Source organism: Desulfallas thermosapovorans DSM 6562 (genome assembly GCF_008124625.1).
In the GTDB taxonomy this organism is placed as follows: domain Bacteria; phylum Bacillota; class Desulfotomaculia; order Desulfotomaculales; family Desulfallaceae; genus Sporotomaculum; species Sporotomaculum thermosapovorans.
This window is the reverse complement of the sequence record NZ_VNHM01000007.1, coordinates 117,357-134,626: the sequence shown is the minus strand read 5'-3', so window position 1 is coordinate 134,626 and position 17,270 is coordinate 117,357. Positions and strand designations below refer to the sequence as shown.

The following is a 17,270-nucleotide window of genomic DNA, read 5'->3' as shown; positions in this document are numbered from 1 at the left end:
AGAGGCTAGGATAAGGTACTCCCGTTTAAGGAAAACTTCTAGGCTGTCCGGTTGTCCGGGACGGTACGGGGATTGCAGTGTGGACTAAGTGGTAATCCAGCCCCAAAATTAACTTTTGGAATTTCGTTTAATGGGAAACCGCCGGTATGGTGACAGCCGGTACGAAATTGGGAAAACCTGCTGGACCTAAGCCACAATATTTACCCGTAACGTTGTCACTTGTTCCTGTACATACGCACATCCCCCAACCGGATGGAACCATTGGGGTAAGGCCGCTTAGACCGGCACAAATTAAATGGAGTGAAGAGTTTGAAAAGTAACAAATCTACGGTTTCCGGTAAATTTGTGCTGTTTGTCGGTTTAATTTCTTTTGTCCTGGCGGCGGTTTTCTTTTTATTATCCCAGTTTTTATCCGAAACCATAAATAATTTGACTTTTTCCTTTGTGTTGTTGATATTGATTATTTTATTCGGTATAACGGCGGATATTATTGGAACCTCGGTGGCCGCAGCAGATGTTGCCCCTTTCCACGCCATGGCCGCCAAGAAAGTGGCCGGGGCCCGGGAAGGCGTATTTTTAATCCGCAATGCGGACCGGGTAGCCAATATAGCCAATGATGTAATAGGTGACATAGCCGGCACGGTCAGCGGCGCCCTGGGCATAGCCCTGGTGTTGCAGATCATGAGCCTCAGGGAGGATCTAAACCGGTTTATATTGAATATGTTAATAACGGCACTGATTGCCGCCTTTACAGTGGGTGGTAAAGCCTATGGTAAAAAAATCGCCCTTAGCAACTCCAACAAGGTTATTTTTGGCGTAGGCAGGATTATGGCCGCCTTCAGTAGTATAACGGGTATAAGTTTAGTAAAAAAATAAACTTACTCCTGACAACAAAATTGAGGTGAAGGTGAAACCTTGGGCAGGTATTTGGAGCAAATAAATTCACCCCGGGACGTGCGGGAGCTTAGCATTACCCAATTGGAACAGCTGGCCGGGGAAATAAGAGAAGAGATCATTAGCACGGTGGCCAAAAACGGTGGGCACCTGGCCCCCAACCTTGGGGTAGTTGAATTGACCCTGGCGCTGCACCGCATCTTTTGCACTCCCCGGGATAAGATCATTTGGGATGTGGGGCACCAGTGCTATGTGCATAAGTTAATTACAGGCCGGAGGGAGCAATTTGCCACGCTGCGCACTTACGGGGGGCTAAGCGGCTTTCCCCGCCCGGATGAAAGCGAGCACGATGCCTTCGGAACAGGTCACAGCAGCACTTCCATATCCGCTGCCCTGGGTATGGCACTGGCCAGAGATTTAAAAGGTGACCGGTATGCCGTGGTGGCCGTGATCGGTGACGGGTCCATGACCGGAGGTATGGCTTACGAGGCCCTGAACCACGCCGGGCACTTGAAAAAGGATCTTATTGTGGTTTTAAACGACAACGAGATGAGTATATCGGCCAATGTAGGCGCCATGTCCGGTTATTTAAACCGCCTGCGTACCGACCCCAAATACTCCCGGGGTAAGGACGAAATTGAACAGATACTGCGCCGCATTCCTTCCATTGGCTCCACCGTGGTAAAGGTGGCCGAGCGACTCAAGGACAGTTTTAAATATCTGGTTGTTCCGGGAATGCTGTTTGAAGAAATGGGTTTCACTTACCTGGGACCTATTGACGGGCATAATTTTTCTTCCCTGTTGAACACCCTTGAACAGGCCAGAACGCTGGGTGGCCCGGTACTGGTCCATGTGATCACGGAAAAGGGGCGCGGGTACGCGCCTGCGGTGGAAAAGGCCGACAAATTTCACGGTATCGGGCCCTTTGATATCAGCTCGGGCAACTGCTTGAAAAAAAGTGATACCAGCACATACACCGAAGTATTCGGGCGTACACTGGTTAAACTGGCGGAGCTGGATCCCGCTATTGTTGGTATTACTGCGGCTATGTGCAGCGGCACCGGCCTGGGCGAATTTGCCAAAAAGTTCCCACGCCGGTTTTTTGATGTTGGTATTGCCGAACAGCACGCAGTTACCCTGGCGGCCGGGTTGGCCAGCCAGGGGTTAAAACCGGTGGTGGCAATTTACTCTACTTTTTTACAGCGAGCCTATGACCAAATTATCCACGATGTATGCCTGCAGCAACTGCCGGTGGTGTTTGCTGTGGACCGCAGTGGTATAGTGGGAGATGACGGCCCGACACACCACGGTTTGTTTGATATTTCTTACCTGCGTAGCTCTCCCAATATGACTGTAATGGCTCCGGCCGATGAAAATGAATTGCAGCATATGCTGCATACCGCACTGCAGTTAAACGGTCCCTGTGCAGTGCGTTACCCCCGGGGGACCGGTTTGGGGGTGGCTTTGGACCGGCACAGTCGCGTACTACCGGTGGGCCGGGCCGAAGTGTTGGCCGAGGGCAAGGATATCACACTGCTGGCTGTGGGCAATATGGTGCCGGTGGCCCGTCGCGCAGCGGCTCTGCTGAAAGAACGTGGCGTGCTGGCCACTGTTATCAATGCCAGGTTTATTAAGCCGCTGGATGAGGATTGTATCACCCGGTGGGCTATTCGTACCGGTCGTTTGATAACCGTGGAGGAAAATACATTACCCGGTGGTTTTGGATCGGCCGTTTTGGAATTGTTTGCAGCAAAGGATATTACCGGTATGCAGGTTAAATGTCTGGGTATTGCGGATATGTTTTTGGAACACGGCAGCCAGTTAATTTTGCGCGAAAAATACGGGTTAACGGCGGAAAACATAGTTAACCAGGCGTTGCACATGATTAGCTCACAGAAAGTCAAAGGCGGTAAAATTATTGGCCTGGGCGGAGGCGCGTAAATAATCGTGGCGGAAAAGAAAAGGATTGACGTGCTGTTGGTTGAAAAGGGGTTTTTTGATAGCAGAGAAAAGGCCCGGGCCGCATTAATGGCCGGGGAGGTTATGGTCAACGGCCAGCTGGCGGATAAGCCGGGGCAAAGGGTGGACGCCCACCAAACCAACATTATTGTAAAACCAAAAATGCCTTATGTTAGCCGGGGTGGCTATAAACTGGCCCGGGCACTACAAGTTTTCCCCATTGATATGCCGGGTAAAGTGGTCCTGGATATTGGTGCCTCCACCGGGGGATTCACAGATTGTGCATTACAGAACGGTGCCGCAGCGGTTTATGCAGTGGACGTTGGCTACGGCCAGATGGCCTGGTCGTTGCGCTCCGATCCCCGGGTAACCGTGCTGGAACGGACCAATATCCGTTATATGGAAAGGGACGTGTTCATAAAGGGTATGCCCGATTTGGTTACCATTGATGTTTCATTTATTTCCCTCACCCTGGTGCTACCCCGGCTGGATTACCTGCTGGACAAATACGAAGGTGTGGCTTTGGTGAAACCGCAGTTTGAGGCGGGCCGCGGGGTGGTGGGCAAAAAGGGAGTGGTCAAAGACCCCGGGGTACACCGGGAGGTACTGCAAAAAGTGGTGCAATCGGCCGGTGGCTTGGGTATTGCAGTGCTGGGTATTGACTATTCCCCCATCAAGGGGCCCGAGGGTAACATCGAGTACTTGCTGCATTTCAAAAAGCCCGCCTCTGCCCCGGGCGGGTTAAATGAATTGATTGTTCGGGCGGTGTCCGAGGCGCACCGTAACTTATCCGGAGGATCGGAACATTGAATACCATCGGCCTGTTGTCCAATTTAGATAAGGGTAAAATTATAAACCTGGTCAACGACATCGAGAATTGGTTGTGCAACCGGGGGGTTGCTTTATTGCTGGACGATGAAACTGCTACCCGTATAGGCAGACCCCTGGCCGGTTTTAACCGCCGGGAAATGGTGCGGCAGGTGGAGTGCCTGGTGGTGCTGGGAGGAGACGGCACGTTGCTGCATAGCGCTCGCCTGGCTGCACCGGCAGGAGTGCCTATTTTTGGCGTCAACCTGGGGCGCTTGGGGTTCCTCACCGAGGTGGACATCCCCCGGCTGTACGAGGCCATGGAATGCCTGCTGGCTGGAAAGTATACCATTGAGGAGCGGATGATGCTTAAAGCCAGCGTTGTGCGGGACGGGCTCACCTGCGCCCCGATAAATGGCTTGAACGATGCTGTAATTGCCAAAGGCGCCTTTGCCCGCATGATTGTTTTTGATGCCATGGTGGACGGGCACCTTTTTAATACTTATCATGCCGACGGAGTAATTATATCCACCCCTACCGGGTCAACAGCCTACTCGCTTTCAGCGGGGGGTCCGCTGGTGGTGCCTAAATTGGAACTTATGCTGGTAACACCAATTTGTCCCCACGCCCTGTGGGCAAGGCCGCTGGTCATTGCTGCGGACAGTGAGGTGCAGGTAACATTACGTTCCAAACAAGGTGAGGTTATGCTAACCATGGATGGTCAACACGGTATGCGATTGCAGTGCGGAGACTCGGTGATTGTGCGCAGAGCTTCTCACCGGGCTAAATTTATTAAACTGAATAACCGCACTTTTTTCGATATTCTTAAGGAAAAATTAAAAGAGGGAGACGGGGCCGGTGTCTAACAAAAGGCCCGTTAATTTTGCCGGTGTACGGGGAAATGCGGTGCTGTTGGGGCAGCAGTTTGTAGGTGAAGTGTTGCAAAAAGGCAGTGTGGCGGTGGACGCCACAGCGGGCAATGGTTACGATACCCTTTTTTTAGCCAATGCGGTGGGTGCGGGCGGCAGGGTTTATGCCTTCGACATCCAACGGGAGGCCCTTGATATTACAGCCCGGAGGCTAAAACAGTTCGGCTTGGACAGCGGCGTAACTTTAATTCATGACGGGCATGAAAAAATGGATTTATATATTGATACTCCTGTGGATGCCTTTATATTCAATTTGGGCTACTTGCCCGGCGGCGATCACGACAGAATAACCCGTGCCCATACCACGGTCAGGGCGTTACAGATTGCCCTGGAACTTCTAAAACCGGGCGGGCGGATCAGCGTGGTGGTTTATACCGGCCATCCCGGTGCCGCGGATGAAAGCCGGGCTGTGGAGGAAACCGCGGCTAATCTTGATCCCCGTCGCTTTGGAGTGCTTAAGGTTACCTTTATCAACAGGTCGGTTTCGGCTCCCTTTTTAATCTTTATAGAAAGGGTGAAAAAAGGAATTGAAAACCTGGCGCCATAAAAAAATATTGGAATTAATCAGTGAACAGGAAATCAGTACCCAGGAAGATCTGGTTGATGTTCTGCAAAAAGCCGGGTTTTCAGTGACCCAGGCTACCGTATCAAGGGATATTAAAGAATTGGGCTTGATCAAAGTACCCGGCAGTTCCGGCATATCCCGCTATACAGTGCCGGGGGAATCCCTGAACCCAAGAAATGAAGACAGGATGAAAAGGTTGTTCAGAGATTCGGTGGTCTGTCTGGACTACAGTGAAAACCTTATTATCATCAAAACTTTACCCGGTGAGGCCCAGGGAGTGGCCTCTACCATCGATAATGCCGGTTGGCCCGAAGTAATCGGTACGGTTGCCGGGGATGACACCATATTAGTTGTTGTAAAGCCCAAGAAATTGACCCATGCCACCATGAAGAAATTCTTTGCTCTCACCGGGAGGTGAATGGTGTGCTGATTTCATTATACATAAAACATTTCGGACTGATTGATGAGGCGGAAATAGTCTTTGGACCGGGTTTGAATGTCCTTACCGGTGAAACCGGGGCGGGTAAATCCATCGTGCTGGAAGCCCTGCAAGTTGCCCTGGGCTTTCGTGTACAGACAGAATTAATTCGCACCGGCCGGGACCGGGCACTGGTTCAGGCTACATTTGATATTGCCCGGCTACCGGGCGTGCGGGACCGTATGCTGCAATACGGTTTGGAAACCGGTGAGGATGAACCTGATTTGCTCATTCTAAGCCGGGAAATAAACCGCCAGGGTCGCAACCCCTGCCGGGTTAACGGCAGGATTGTCAACCTGGGCGTTTACCGGGAAATAGCCGGTTTACTGGTTGACTTGCACGGCCAGCACGATCAACAATCCTTACTTCTGGCGGATAAACAAATGCAGATGCTGGACAGGTACGGCGGTGCCGGTGTGCTTGATTTGCTCCGGGATACCGAAAAAGCTTACCGGCAGTGGCGTAAATACCTGCACCTCAAGGAAAAGATAACTAGCGGCGGGCGGGAAAGACAACAGCGCATGGATATGATCAAGTATCAAATGGAAGAAATAGACGCGGCCCGCCTGTCCGGTGAGGACGAGGAAGAACTGAGACAGCGCCGTGATATGCTGGCCAATGCCGAAAGAATATCATCTCTCACTGAGCAGGTACTGGTGAGTATACACAAAGGTGCCAACCGCACCCCGGCGGCAGTTGACCTATTGGGCGAGGCCAAAAACAGCCTGGATGAGCTTTGCCGCTACATACCCGGTTTAACAAGTGCCCGGGAAAATATTTTTTCAGCCCTTTGCCTGGTGGAAGAAACCGCCCGGGAATTGGCCAGTTACCAGGAAAACCTGGAAATAGACCCCCGGGAGTTGAATTATATTGAAGAAAGGCTGGCCTTAATTGACCGGTTAAAAAAGAAATACGGGGCCAGCATACCCGATATACTGGACCACAGAGAGCAGATTGCCGTTGAACTGGAGCAACTAAAGGCCATGGAAACTGATGCGGCCGGTATCGATGAACAGGTGAACAAAAGTGCCGACCAGTATTTTACCCTGGCCCGGCAACTTGAGGCGGGCAGGCAAAAAGCAGCCACCGGTTTGGAGCAGGCCATCGAGCGGGAACTAAAGGATTTGGCCATGAGCAATGTGCAGTTTGCGGTGCGCCTGACCACCTCCGAACCCGGTCCCCGGGGCCAAAACGCAGTGGAATTCCTGATCTCCCCCAACCCGGGGGAACCGCTGCGCCCGCTGTCCAAGAGCGCCTCGGGCGGCGAATTGTCCCGGGTCATGCTGGCCCTTAAATCAATACTGGCAGCCGCTGACGAAATCAATACCCTGGTTTTTGACGAAGTGGATGCCGGTATCGGGGGGCGAACATTACAGGCGGTGGCCGGCAAACTGGACCAGTTAAGCCAGGCCAAGCAAATACTCTGTGTAACCCACGCAGCTGCTGTTGCAGCTTGCGCGAACAAACATTTTTTAATCAACAAACTGGCAGATAGCCAAAAAACTGTGACAACAATATCATTATTGGAGAACGAGGAACGTATCAAAGAATTAAGCCGCATGCTAGGGGGCGATCGGGAATCCACAGCTCTTTATCACCACGCGCGTAATCTTTTGCTGCGCAGTTCCGAAAATTAAAAGATTGGCGAATCTAGCTTTAGTGCCGGGTGTTGAAAGTCTGAAAGAAATTCTTTCATAACGTTTTGCGCCCTGGAAAGGCATGCATATAAGGTTAAAAGCTTTTTAGCTTATCTTGCAACACCAGGCGCCAATTGGAACTAATTGGTTGGCAACTTCGAAAAATATGCCAACCATTTTTTTTGTGCCCGTTATCAATATGTTACAGAACAAAAGGGGACGGCATGACTGCAGGCCTTTCCAAAGAGAGGTACAAAAGGGCGGAATAAATGGACATGAACCGGGCCAATTTAATTACACAAATTTTTTTACACTGCGAAAGGGAAGGGCGGTGATTTTTTTTGACCATTTTTTATTAAAAGTAAAACATTTTGCATAAGGGGGAATGTTGTCTGAAACGCAGCAATCATCACAGATCACTGGGAACCCTGTTTGTACTAGTATTTGCTCTGATGGCAACTTTTATTACCCTTAATTCTTACTGGCTTTATTTTCTACCCACCCGGCAGTATATCAATGTGGGTGATAGAATTGCAACGGGCATTGAACTGCCGGAGATTTTTATTCAAAACGTAAGTTTGAACCTGCGTGCGGCGTCTGAAATATTTTCAGTTGACGGTAACCAATACCGGGAATTTACTTATAATCCTGAAGAAATACTGCCCGTAGCTTTAAAAACGGGGCAAATGGAAATGCAGATGAAGCTTTTTGGTTTGCTGCCCATTCATCGCATGGTGGTAAATGTGGTGGATCCCCCACATGTCATTCCAGGGGGGCAATCCATTGGTGTTTTATTGCATACCGAGGGTGTCATGGTAGTGGGGGAAGCCGCTGTGGAGAAGGACGGTCAAACATACTACCCGGCAAGGGCAGCCGGTATTTCAGTGGGCGACTTGATTTTACAGATCAACGGCGCAAAAATTACCAGTGAAAATCAATTACAGGAACTTGTTGATAAATACGGGAAACAAGGAAAAAAAATATCTTTACTGGTTAAACAGGGAAATAAAAACAGGCTGGCCAGGATTGAACCTATCCTGTGTGACAAAACTGGCCGTTATCGCATTGGGCTGTTTATTAAAAACAGCACTGCCGGTGTAGGGACACTGACCTTTTATGAACCAAGAACAAAAACCTACGGAGCGCTGGGCCATATGATCACTGATTTTGAAAGCGGCCATAGATTAAACCCGGTGAACGGTAAGATAGTGGAGGCCGCCGTTAAAGGGCTGCACCCGGGCAAAAAGGGTGCTCCGGGAGAAAAGCTGGGTGTATTTAAAGGCAGTAGCGATATAATCGGAGACATTGAAAAGAATACCACCTGCGGCATTTTTGGTAAATTGCAAAAGGGTATCCGTAACCCTTATTATAACCAGCCCGTACCCGTGGCCATGAAATATCAAATTAAAAAGGGCCCGGCCGAAATATTAACGGTTCTTGACGAAAATAAAATAGAAAGATTTAATATAGAAATTGAGGATATTTTGCCCGCGGATAACCAGGGTAAGGGAATGGTAATCAAAGTTATCGATAAAAGATTATTGGACCGTACCGGCGGCATTATCCAGGGCATGAGCGGCAGTCCCATTATACAAAACGGCAGGCTGGTGGGGGCGGTAACCCATGTTTTTATCAATGATCCTGCCAAAGGGTATGGTGTTCTGGCAGAAAATATGTTAAAAGAAGCAAATCTGTTAAATATAGAGCATGCGGAAAGGATAGCGGGATAATTATTAACGTGTAGAAATAAAATAGTAAAAATTTAACAAAAAAGTTAAAAAAAAATAAAGGTATTCCCCCCTCCACGTCGAAAGTAAATACTCAGAGATAAAAAAGAAGTTTTTAGGAGGCGGGAAATCAATGAGAAAGGTAATTAAAATTATAATAGCTGATGATAATCGTGAATTTTGTGAATTATTAAAGGAATTTCTGCAGGAACAGGAAGACTTGAACCTGGTGGGTATCGCCCAAAACGGTTTGGAAGCACTGGATTTAATCCAGGAAGAAGAACCCGATATTTTGGTGCTGGACCTGATCATGCCCCATTTGGATGGTATCGGTGTGCTGGAAAAATTAAATGAATTTCAACATCGACCCCGGGTGATCATGCTGACTGCCTTTGGCCAGGAAAGTATAACCCAGAGGGCTGTTGAATTGGGGGCAGATTATTATATATTAAAACCCTTTGATTTTTCGGTGCTGGCCACCAGAATAAAACAGTTGGCCGGGGGATTTAAGGTAGCCCAGTATATTTCGGTGGCCAAGCCCAAAAATCTTGATGTTGCGGTTACAAATATTATCCATGAGATGGGTGTGCCCGCCCATATAAAAGGTTATCATTACCTGCGGGACGCCATTTTACAGGTTATCGAAGATGTAAATTTGCTTGGGGCGGTAACTAAAGAATTGTACCCCATGATCGCCCATAAATATCAAACCACTCCCAGCAGGGTGGAAAGGGCTATACGGCATGCTATCGAGCTGGCCTGGGATAGGGGTAACATTGAAATGATGACCAAATTTTTCGGTTATACCATTAACCTTCAGCGCGGTAAACCTACCAATTCCGAGTTCATTGCCATGGTAGCCGACAAATTGCGCATTGAAGCCAAAGTCAGCTAGTATAAAATCTTCATATTTAAAAAAATGAGAATTACTACTTACGATTTTAAAATGCAAATTTCTAACACCAATAATTTATTAGTTTTTCTAAAGACAATAAATTGGCGGTGTTTTTATTTTGGTTTATGATATATAATGTGAAAGGTTTGTGTCGTGAAATCATAACATATATTGGAATCATAACATATATAATATAAATTTACTTATTTTGGCACCGGTGCGGTCTTGACGGCAATAAGCAAAAACTGTAAAATGAGAAAATTAAGGTGGTGATAATGTGGCCATCAAAGGCACAGTCCGGCTCGATAAAAAAACCAAGCATCTGGTTAAACGCTTGCAGCATGGAGATATTGCCGTAATAGATCACCGCGATCTGGACGAAGTGGCCGCCAATGCCCTTGTGGAAGCCCATGTAAAAGCGGTGGTCAATGTCAGTTCATCCATGAGTGAAGTTTATCCCAATTGCGGGCCTTTGACCATTGTGGAAGCCGGTATTAAACTGGTGGACTGCCCGGAGAGTGATTTATTTTCAATATTGACGGAAGGCCAGGAAATTGAAGTAAAGAACGGCCAGATAATTCACGCGGGCCGGGTACTGTGTAGTGGTGAAGAGTTGACCGTTGATATTATAAAACAAAAAATGGAGGCCACCAAGGCCAATTTGGAAAGCGTATTGTCCAGTTTTGTACAAAATACCATGGATTATGCCCAAAATGAAATTGGCCTGATTTGCGGCCAGTATAAAGTTCCCGATGTTAAAACCACCTTTAAGGACAAGCACGCCTTGATAGTAGTGCGCGGCAAAAATTATAAAGAAGACCTGCGGGCAATAAAGTCCTATATATACGAAATAAAGCCTGTGCTGATAGGTGTTGACGGTGGGGCCGACGCTTTAATGGAGTTTGGATTGAAGCCTGATGTTATAGTGGGTGATATGGATAGCGTCAGCGATAAAACGCTGCAATGCGGTGCCGAACTGGTGGTGCATGCCTACCCGGACGGCCGGGCACCCGGCATGGCCCGGTTACAGGAAATGGGCTTGCCGGCGATAACCTTCGCCGCGCCGGGCACCAGCGAGGATATAGCGATGCTAATTGCCTACGAAAAGGGGGCCGAGCTGATTGTGGCGGTTGGTACCCATTCCAATATGATAGATTTTCTGGAAAAAGGCCGTAAAGGCATGGCCAGTACTTTTTTGGTGCGGGCCAAGGTGGGTTCGGTGTTAATTGATGCCAAAGGGGTCAGCAAACTGTATAAAAGCAGACTGCGTGCCAAACACCTGGCCCCCATTTTTGTTGCCGCGATGCTGCCTGTGGCCGCTGTGGCGGTGATTTCTCCTTCAACCAGGGAATTGTTGCGGCTTTTGTTTATTCAATTTCGACTGCTGGTGGGAATCTAACGGGAAACCAAGGTGATAATTAATGATTATTGATTACAAATACCATATTGCATCGCTGGTGGCGGTGTTTTTGGCTTTGGGTATCGGCATTTTAATCGGCAGTACTTTACTGGGTAATGACGCGCTGATTGATTACCAGAAACAGGTTACAGACAGGTTGGAAAGCCAGTTGCAGTCATTACGGGAAACCAATGAAACCATTCAAGCCCGGGCCAATACACTGGAAACCGACTCCAATATGCATAAACAATTTGAAAAACAAGTGCTGCCGGTTTTGGCGGCGGGTAAACTGGCCGGTAAAAATTATGCCCTGGTGGAGTTAAATAACTTTGGTTTTCCCCCGGAAGTTGCCGGGGTAATAGAAGCCGCCGGGGGCAGTATTATTTCAGTTACTTCAGTCAACGCCATTGGCGATGAGCAGAAAACCATCGAGGCTTTGCAGCAGGAACTCGGTTGGCCCGTTAATACCACTGATGAATTATATAAAAGGCTGGCAATGGAAATAGCTAACAATATAAATACCGGTGAAAATACGTTGGTGATCGGGCACCTGGTGGAAAAAGAATTGCTTAAAACCAGCGGCCAGTATGGTAACCCGGTAGATGGTATCATCATTGTCGGCGGCAGTTACAATGATATCAACCGCAACATGCAAATTGATATCTCTTTAATAGATTATTTCAACGAGTTAAACATACCGGTGGTGGGCGTGGAGGAAACCGATGTCACTTTGTCATCAATGAAAGAATACCAGCGCAAACACATTAGCACAGTGGATAATATTGATACCGTACCGGGTCAATTTGCTATGGTGCTGGCACTAAGCGGCCAACCCGGCCACTATGGTATTAAATCCACGGCCCAAAGGCTGCTGCCCGATTTACCGGTTCAGTAGATTTGGTTTAGGAAAGGAACGAGGGTGTAAATGTCGTTAAAGCGGGTTGTGGCTCTCATACCGGCATTTAATGAAGAAAAATATATCGGCGCCACCGTGGCCTCGCTGGCCGCGCTGCCTGAAGTCAACGAAATTGTGGTGGTGGATGATGCGTCCACCGACCGTACGGCACAGCTGGCTGCTGCCGCGGGGGCCAGGGTGATCAGCATGCCCCGGAACAGCGGCAAAGGTGCTGCTTTGAACCGGGGCAGCGCGGATATTAATGCCGGTGTGATCATGCTGCTGGATGGTGATTTGGGCGAGACAGCCAGGGAAGCCCGGTGGTTACTGGAACCGGTACTGGCGGGTCAGGCGGATATGACCGTGGCCCGGTTTCCGCCGCCCCGGCGCAAAGGGGGCTTCGGCCTGGTTAAAGGATTGGCCAGGAAAGGTATTAAATTTTACACCGGGTTGGAAATGCAATCCCCCTTATCAGGCCAGCGGGTGATGACCCGTCAGGTAATGGAAAAATTGCTACCCTTTGCCTCGGGCTACGGGGTGGAGGTTGGCCTGACCATTAAGGCGGTCCGGGCGGGGTTTAAGGTGCTGGAAGTGCCGGTGCAAATGACCCATGCTGAAACCGGTCGTGACTTGAAGGGTTTCTGGCACCGGGGCAGACAGTTTTGTCACGTGGCCCTGGTACTGGCCAGAGCCGCTGTGAAATAAGTTTCGAGGTGAAATCATTGAACTGGCAGCCGGAATTATTTTATTTGCCGGTGGGTTTGGGACTGGCTTTTTTTATTGCTTTGTTCATCAGGGAAAAAATTTTGGATATGATTGTCCGGGCTGAATTTGTGCGACCGAATTTCAAGGGAGAAAAGATACCTCTGGCCGCAGGGGTTGTTTTTTTTATTTCTACGTTAACAGCAGTACTACCCTTGTTTTATTTCTGGCCGGCAGGATTACGTGCTATTGCGTTGATTTATTTACTGGCCATGGCCGGAGCCACCTTTTTGGGGCTCATGGATGATTTTTGGGGCAGCCGTGACGCCAGTGGATTAATAGGTCACTTTAAAGCCCTGGCCCGGGGACGTTTAACCACCGGGGCCGTCAAAGCGCTGGGAGGTGGCATACTGGCGCTTTTTCTAGCGGTGCAGGTATACCACGGTGATATTAGGCGTGTACTGGACAGCACTCTGATCATAGCCCTGTCGGTTAACCTGGTCAATTTGTTTGACCTGCGACCCGGTCGCGCCGGCAAAGTATTCGTGCTGCTGTACGCAGTTTTGCTGCCCGCGGCGCTGGGTGGTCCCGAGGCCGTTTTGGCCACCATGGTGCTGGGTACACTGCTGGCCTTTTTGCCGGCGGATCTTAAAGCCAGGGCCATGATGGGGGATGCCGGGTCCAACACGCTGGGTATAGTCATTGGATTAACAGCAGCTGTATCCCTGGAGGGTTATTACCGTACCGGTTACCTGACGGTGCTGGTAATACTGCATATAATTACAGAAAAATATTCCCTGACCCAAATTATTTCCCGAAACATTATACTGAATTATCTGGATATGTTGGGCCGGGAGAAGGAACCTGAGAAATAATGTCGAATAATTACTTGTTGGTCACGAATTAGGAGTGTATTCAATTGCTGAGCGATTTCAAAAGAATTACTTTATTTACAGGCAATTTAGGCAGCGGCAAGACCGAGCTGTCTATAAACTTTGCCCTGTGGCTGAAAGGACAATACCCACGGGTTGGTATTGTGGATTTAGATATTATTAATCCTTATTTTCGTACCAGGTTGATGCGTGATGAACTGGAGAAAACGGGTTTGCGCGTGATATGCCCGCCGGGCGAACTGGCGGGTGCCGATGTGCCCGCCCTGCCACCGTCTATTATAGGTGTTTTGGAAGATGAACGGTGCATGGGCGTTTTTGATGTCGGCGGCGATGATATCGGTGCTGTTGCCCTGGGCCGGTTTAAACATTACTTGCCCGCCGGGTCTTATAACATGTATTTTGTGGCCAATGCTTGTCGTCCCTTTACCGGTACGGCAGAGGGAATAATTAAAATGTTGCGGTCGGTGGAAAAGGCATCCCGCCTGCAGGTAACCGCTCTGGTGAGCAATACCAATCTGGGCTCCGCCACTGACCCGGATACGGTTTTAAATGGCCATGCCATCATTGAGGATGCGGCGCGGCAGCTGGGACTACCGGTAGCCTTTGTAGCCGTGCACAGCCCACTGGCCCGGGAGATAACCGGGCGCATACCGGGTATACCGCTATTCCCCATTGAAAAAAACATGATGCCTCCCTGGGCCAAGGGGTCAGGCTTATTTTAGAAAACACGGGGACGCCAAAGATCATTGGCCAACGCTCAAGATAACCAAATAGCTAGTTTAACCGGTGACAAATGTGCGACACTAATAGCTACTATCAATTTTATCTATACATTATCCAGGTATTAAGGAGGGCTCTTTTTGGCGCAAATAACATTTCGGGAAGAGCGCTGCAAAGGTTGTCAATTATGCGCAGCGGTGTGTCCCAAACAATTAATTAAAATGGCCGGGCATATCAATGTCATGGGATTTCACCCGGCTACCGTGGAAGAACCTGAAAAATGCACCGGGTGTGCACTGTGTGCCCGCATGTGTCCGGACCTGGTAATTGAAGTGGCAAAGGAGGAAAAAAAGGTTGGCTAAAATATTGATGAAAGGTAATGAGGCCATCGGAGAAGGTGCCGTGCGGGCCGGTTGTCGCTATTTCTTCGGTTACCCCATTACCCCGCAGAGTGAATTGCCACACTACCTGGCCAAGCGTATGCCCGAGGTGGGCGGTGTGTATTTGCAATCGGAGAGTGAAACAGCGGCGGCCAATATGGTCTTTGGCGCCGCCGGGGCCGGTGCCCGGGTAATGACTTCATCCTCGGGCCCCGGTATTAGCTTGATGCAGGAAGGTATATCCTACTTGGCCGGTGCCGAGCTGCCCTGTGTAATAGTGAACATGATGCGGGGCGGTCCCGGCCTGGGTAACATTGCCCCGGCCCAGTCCGATTATTTCCAGGCCGTCAATGGCGGCGGTCATGGCGATTACCGGGTGATTTGCCTGGCCCCGGCATCGGTGCAGGAGATTATTGACTTGATGGCGGATGCCTTTGACTTGGCGGATAAATACCGTAACCCGGTGATGCTGCTGGCCGATGGTGTATTGGGCCAGATGATGGAACCGGTGGACCTGGGTGAGGAGAAACTGGTGCAACCGCCGGAAAAAGAATGGGCGGCTACCGGGCGTAAAAAAGGCGGCCCCAAACGATTAATCAACTCGTTATATATCGTGCCTGAAGAATGCGAGAAGCACAATATCAGGCTGTCCCAAAAATATGCGGCCATAACCAAAGAAGAACAGCGCTGGGAAGAATACCAGGTGCATGACGCTAAAATGATCATTGTAGCCTTTGGCACCTGTGCCAGAATCTGCAAGGCTGTGGTTGATCGTGCCCGGCAGGAGGGCCTGGCGGTTGGTTTGATCCGCCCCATTACAGTTTGGCCCTTCCCTGCCGGAGTGATAGCCCGTTTACGGGAGACGGCTGAACAGTTCCTGACGGTGGAAATGAACATGGGCCAAATGGTGGAAGACGTGCGGCTGGCGGTGGCGGGTAAAAAGCCGGTGCATTTCTATGGCCGGGTGGGCGGTATGCTGCCCGTGGCCCGGGATGTGCTGGCGGAGGTTAAAAAACTGTACAACGGGGGTGCGGTATAATGAAAAAAGTTTTTACCAGGCCGGAGGCGCTGGCTGATTTACCATTCCATTACTGTCCGGGCTGCACCCATGGCATTGCCCACCGTTTGGTGGCCGAAGTTATTGATGAAATGGGTATATACGAGCGCGCCCTGGGTATAGCACCGGTGGGCTGTTCCGTATTTATTTATAATTACCTGGATATAGATATGTACCAGGCCGCCCACGGCCGGGCACCGGCGGTGGGTACGGGCATCAAGCGGGTGCTGCCCGACCGGCTGGTGTTTACCTACCAGGGTGACGGCGACGCGGCGGCCATCGGCACGGGCGAGCTGGTGCACGCGGCGGCCCGGGGCGAAAAGATAACCGTTATTTTCGTCAACAATGCGGTTTACGCCATGACCGGCGGCCAGATGGCCCCCACCACGTTATTGGGCCAGAAAACCACCACCACTCCCTACGGGCGGGATAAGGATGCCAATGGTATGCCCGTAAAGGTTTGTGAAATGCTGGCCCCGCTGGATGGCAGTGCTTACCTGGCCCGGGTATCTCTGCACAACCCCAAGCATATAGCCCAGGCCAAAAAGGCCATACGCAAAGCTTTTGAAGTACAAATGCGCGGAGACGGCTTTACCCTGGTGGAAATACTGGGTTCTTGCCCCACCAACTGGGGCCTGCCCCCTCTGGAGGCACTGAAGTGGCTGGAAGAGAATATGATTCCTTACTACCCGCTTGGTGAACACAAAACTCCGGCGGAGGAGGTGCAGATATAATGTTTGAAGGTATCTTAATCGCGGGTTTCGGGGGGCAAGGTGTTTTATCCACCGGACAGCTGCTGGCCTACGCCGGAATGATCGAGGATAAACATGTGGCCTGGATTCCCTCCTATGGCCCGGAGATGCGCGGCGGTACGGCTAACTGCGGCATAACCATTTCCACTGAACCCATTAGCTCACCGGTGGTCAGCGAACCCACCGTGCTGATTGCCATGAACCGGCCTTCCCTGGAAAAATTTGAACCCACGGTGGTACCGGGCGGTTTGATTCTGGTAAACAGCTCGTTGATTGATATTAAAACCCAGCGCACCGATGTGCGCACCGTATATGTGCCGGCTAACGACATGGCCGAGGAGTTGGGCAACGGCAAAGTGGCCAACAATATTATCCTGGGAGCTTTACTGGAACTAACCGGCGTAGTATCCAACGAAGGCGTACTGGAATCGCTGAAAAAGGTGCTGCCGCCCAAACACCACAATCTAATCCCCTTAAACGGCGAAGCCCTGGAAAAGGGCCGCGAGCTGGCCAGGGGTCAGGCTTAAAGTTTATTAAAGCAACTGCAATATCGTAATAAATAAATATAAACAAATCCATAA

Annotated in this window: 18 protein-coding genes; all 18 read left to right on the top strand. The window is 49.9% G+C overall.

What is annotated here, in order from left to right; translation table 11 throughout:
* The first annotated feature begins 309 nt into the window (after nt 1-309).
* The 18 genes from LX24_RS07850 to LX24_RS07765 all read left to right on the top strand — a co-directional run bounded on the left by LX24_RS07850 (nt 310) and on the right by LX24_RS07765 (nt 17,216).
* Nucleotides 310-876 (top strand): hypothetical protein, encoded by a 567-nt coding sequence (locus LX24_RS07850; RefSeq protein WP_166511589.1) that lies wholly within the window; start codon nt 310-312, stop codon nt 874-876.
* Between the two features lie 39 nt (nt 877-915).
* Complete coding sequence (dxs, locus tag LX24_RS07845; RefSeq protein ID WP_166511588.1) at nt 916-2,835, top strand: 1-deoxy-D-xylulose-5-phosphate synthase; 1,920 nt, start codon at nt 916-918, stop codon at nt 2,833-2,835.
* A 3-nt stretch (nt 2,836-2,838) separates the two neighbouring features.
* Complete coding sequence (locus LX24_RS07840; RefSeq protein ID WP_166511633.1) at nt 2,839-3,663, top strand: TlyA family RNA methyltransferase; 825 nt, start codon at nt 2,839-2,841, stop codon at nt 3,661-3,663.
* On the top strand, nt 3,660-4,526 hold the full coding sequence (locus LX24_RS07835) for an NAD(+)/NADH kinase (protein ID WP_166511587.1): 867 nt from the start codon (nt 3,660-3,662) through the stop codon (nt 4,524-4,526). The genes LX24_RS07840 and LX24_RS07835 overlap by 4 nt, the downstream gene beginning before the upstream one ends.
* Nucleotides 4,519-5,136, top strand: a complete 618-nt coding sequence (gene mnmM, locus LX24_RS07830; RefSeq protein WP_166511586.1) for a tRNA 5-(aminomethyl)-2-thiouridylate-methyltransferase MnmM — start codon at nt 4,519-4,521, stop codon at nt 5,134-5,136. The genes LX24_RS07835 and mnmM overlap by 8 nt, the downstream gene beginning before the upstream one ends.
* The gene (argR, locus tag LX24_RS07825) at nt 5,117-5,572 is read left to right on the top strand and encodes an arginine repressor (RefSeq protein ID WP_166511585.1); all 456 of its coding nucleotides are present in this window, start codon (nt 5,117-5,119) and stop codon (nt 5,570-5,572) included. The genes mnmM and argR overlap by 20 nt, the downstream gene beginning before the upstream one ends.
* A 5-nt stretch (nt 5,573-5,577) precedes the next feature.
* On the top strand, nt 5,578-7,269 hold the full coding sequence (gene recN, locus LX24_RS07820; protein WP_166511584.1) for a DNA repair protein RecN: 1,692 nt from the start codon (nt 5,578-5,580) through the stop codon (nt 7,267-7,269).
* 518 nt (nt 7,270-7,787) lie between these two features.
* The gene (gene spoIVB / locus LX24_RS07815; RefSeq protein WP_243131666.1) at nt 7,788-8,999 is read left to right on the top strand and encodes a SpoIVB peptidase; all 1,212 of its coding nucleotides are present in this window, start codon (nt 7,788-7,790) and stop codon (nt 8,997-8,999) included.
* A 130-nt stretch (nt 9,000-9,129) separates the two neighbouring features.
* Nucleotides 9,130-9,891 (top strand): sporulation transcription factor Spo0A, encoded by a 762-nt coding sequence (gene spo0A, locus LX24_RS07810; protein WP_166511583.1) that lies wholly within the window; start codon nt 9,130-9,132, stop codon nt 9,889-9,891.
* 277 nt (nt 9,892-10,168) lie between these two features.
* The gene (steA, locus tag LX24_RS07805; RefSeq protein ID WP_166511582.1) at nt 10,169-11,290 is read left to right on the top strand and encodes a putative cytokinetic ring protein SteA; all 1,122 of its coding nucleotides are present in this window, start codon (nt 10,169-10,171) and stop codon (nt 11,288-11,290) included.
* A 22-nt stretch (nt 11,291-11,312) separates the two neighbouring features.
* Nucleotides 11,313-12,185, top strand: a complete 873-nt coding sequence (locus LX24_RS07800; RefSeq protein ID WP_166511581.1) for a copper transporter — start codon at nt 11,313-11,315, stop codon at nt 12,183-12,185.
* A 30-nt stretch (nt 12,186-12,215) separates the two neighbouring features.
* Nucleotides 12,216-12,890 (top strand): glycosyltransferase family 2 protein, encoded by a 675-nt coding sequence (locus tag LX24_RS07795; protein ID WP_166511580.1) that lies wholly within the window; start codon nt 12,216-12,218, stop codon nt 12,888-12,890.
* 17 nt (nt 12,891-12,907) lie between these two features.
* Nucleotides 12,908-13,762 carry an MraY family glycosyltransferase gene (locus LX24_RS07790; protein WP_243131665.1) on the top strand — a complete coding sequence of 285 codons (855 nt, stop codon included), beginning with the start codon at nt 12,908-12,910 and terminating at the stop codon, nt 13,760-13,762.
* Between the two features lie 44 nt (nt 13,763-13,806).
* A complete protein-coding gene (locus LX24_RS07785; RefSeq protein WP_166511579.1) occupies nt 13,807-14,502 on the top strand; it encodes a hypothetical protein in 696 nt (231 codons plus the stop codon).
* Between the two features lie 138 nt (nt 14,503-14,640).
* Nucleotides 14,641-14,862 carry a 4Fe-4S binding protein gene (locus LX24_RS07780; protein ID WP_166511578.1) on the top strand — a complete coding sequence of 74 codons (222 nt, stop codon included), beginning with the start codon at nt 14,641-14,643 and terminating at the stop codon, nt 14,860-14,862.
* Complete coding sequence (locus LX24_RS07775) at nt 14,855-15,919, top strand: 3-methyl-2-oxobutanoate dehydrogenase subunit VorB (protein ID WP_166511577.1); 1,065 nt, start codon at nt 14,855-14,857, stop codon at nt 15,917-15,919. The genes LX24_RS07780 and LX24_RS07775 overlap by 8 nt, the downstream gene beginning before the upstream one ends.
* Nucleotides 15,919-16,671: a thiamine pyrophosphate-dependent enzyme gene (locus LX24_RS07770; protein WP_207706556.1), complete on the top strand. Its 753-nt coding sequence runs from the start codon at nt 15,919-15,921 to the stop codon at nt 16,669-16,671. The genes LX24_RS07775 and LX24_RS07770 overlap by 1 nt, the downstream gene beginning before the upstream one ends.
* The gene (locus LX24_RS07765) at nt 16,671-17,216 is read left to right on the top strand and encodes a 2-oxoacid:acceptor oxidoreductase family protein (protein ID WP_166511576.1); all 546 of its coding nucleotides are present in this window, start codon (nt 16,671-16,673) and stop codon (nt 17,214-17,216) included. The genes LX24_RS07770 and LX24_RS07765 overlap by 1 nt, the downstream gene beginning before the upstream one ends.
* Nucleotides 17,217-17,270 lie beyond the last annotated feature (54 nt).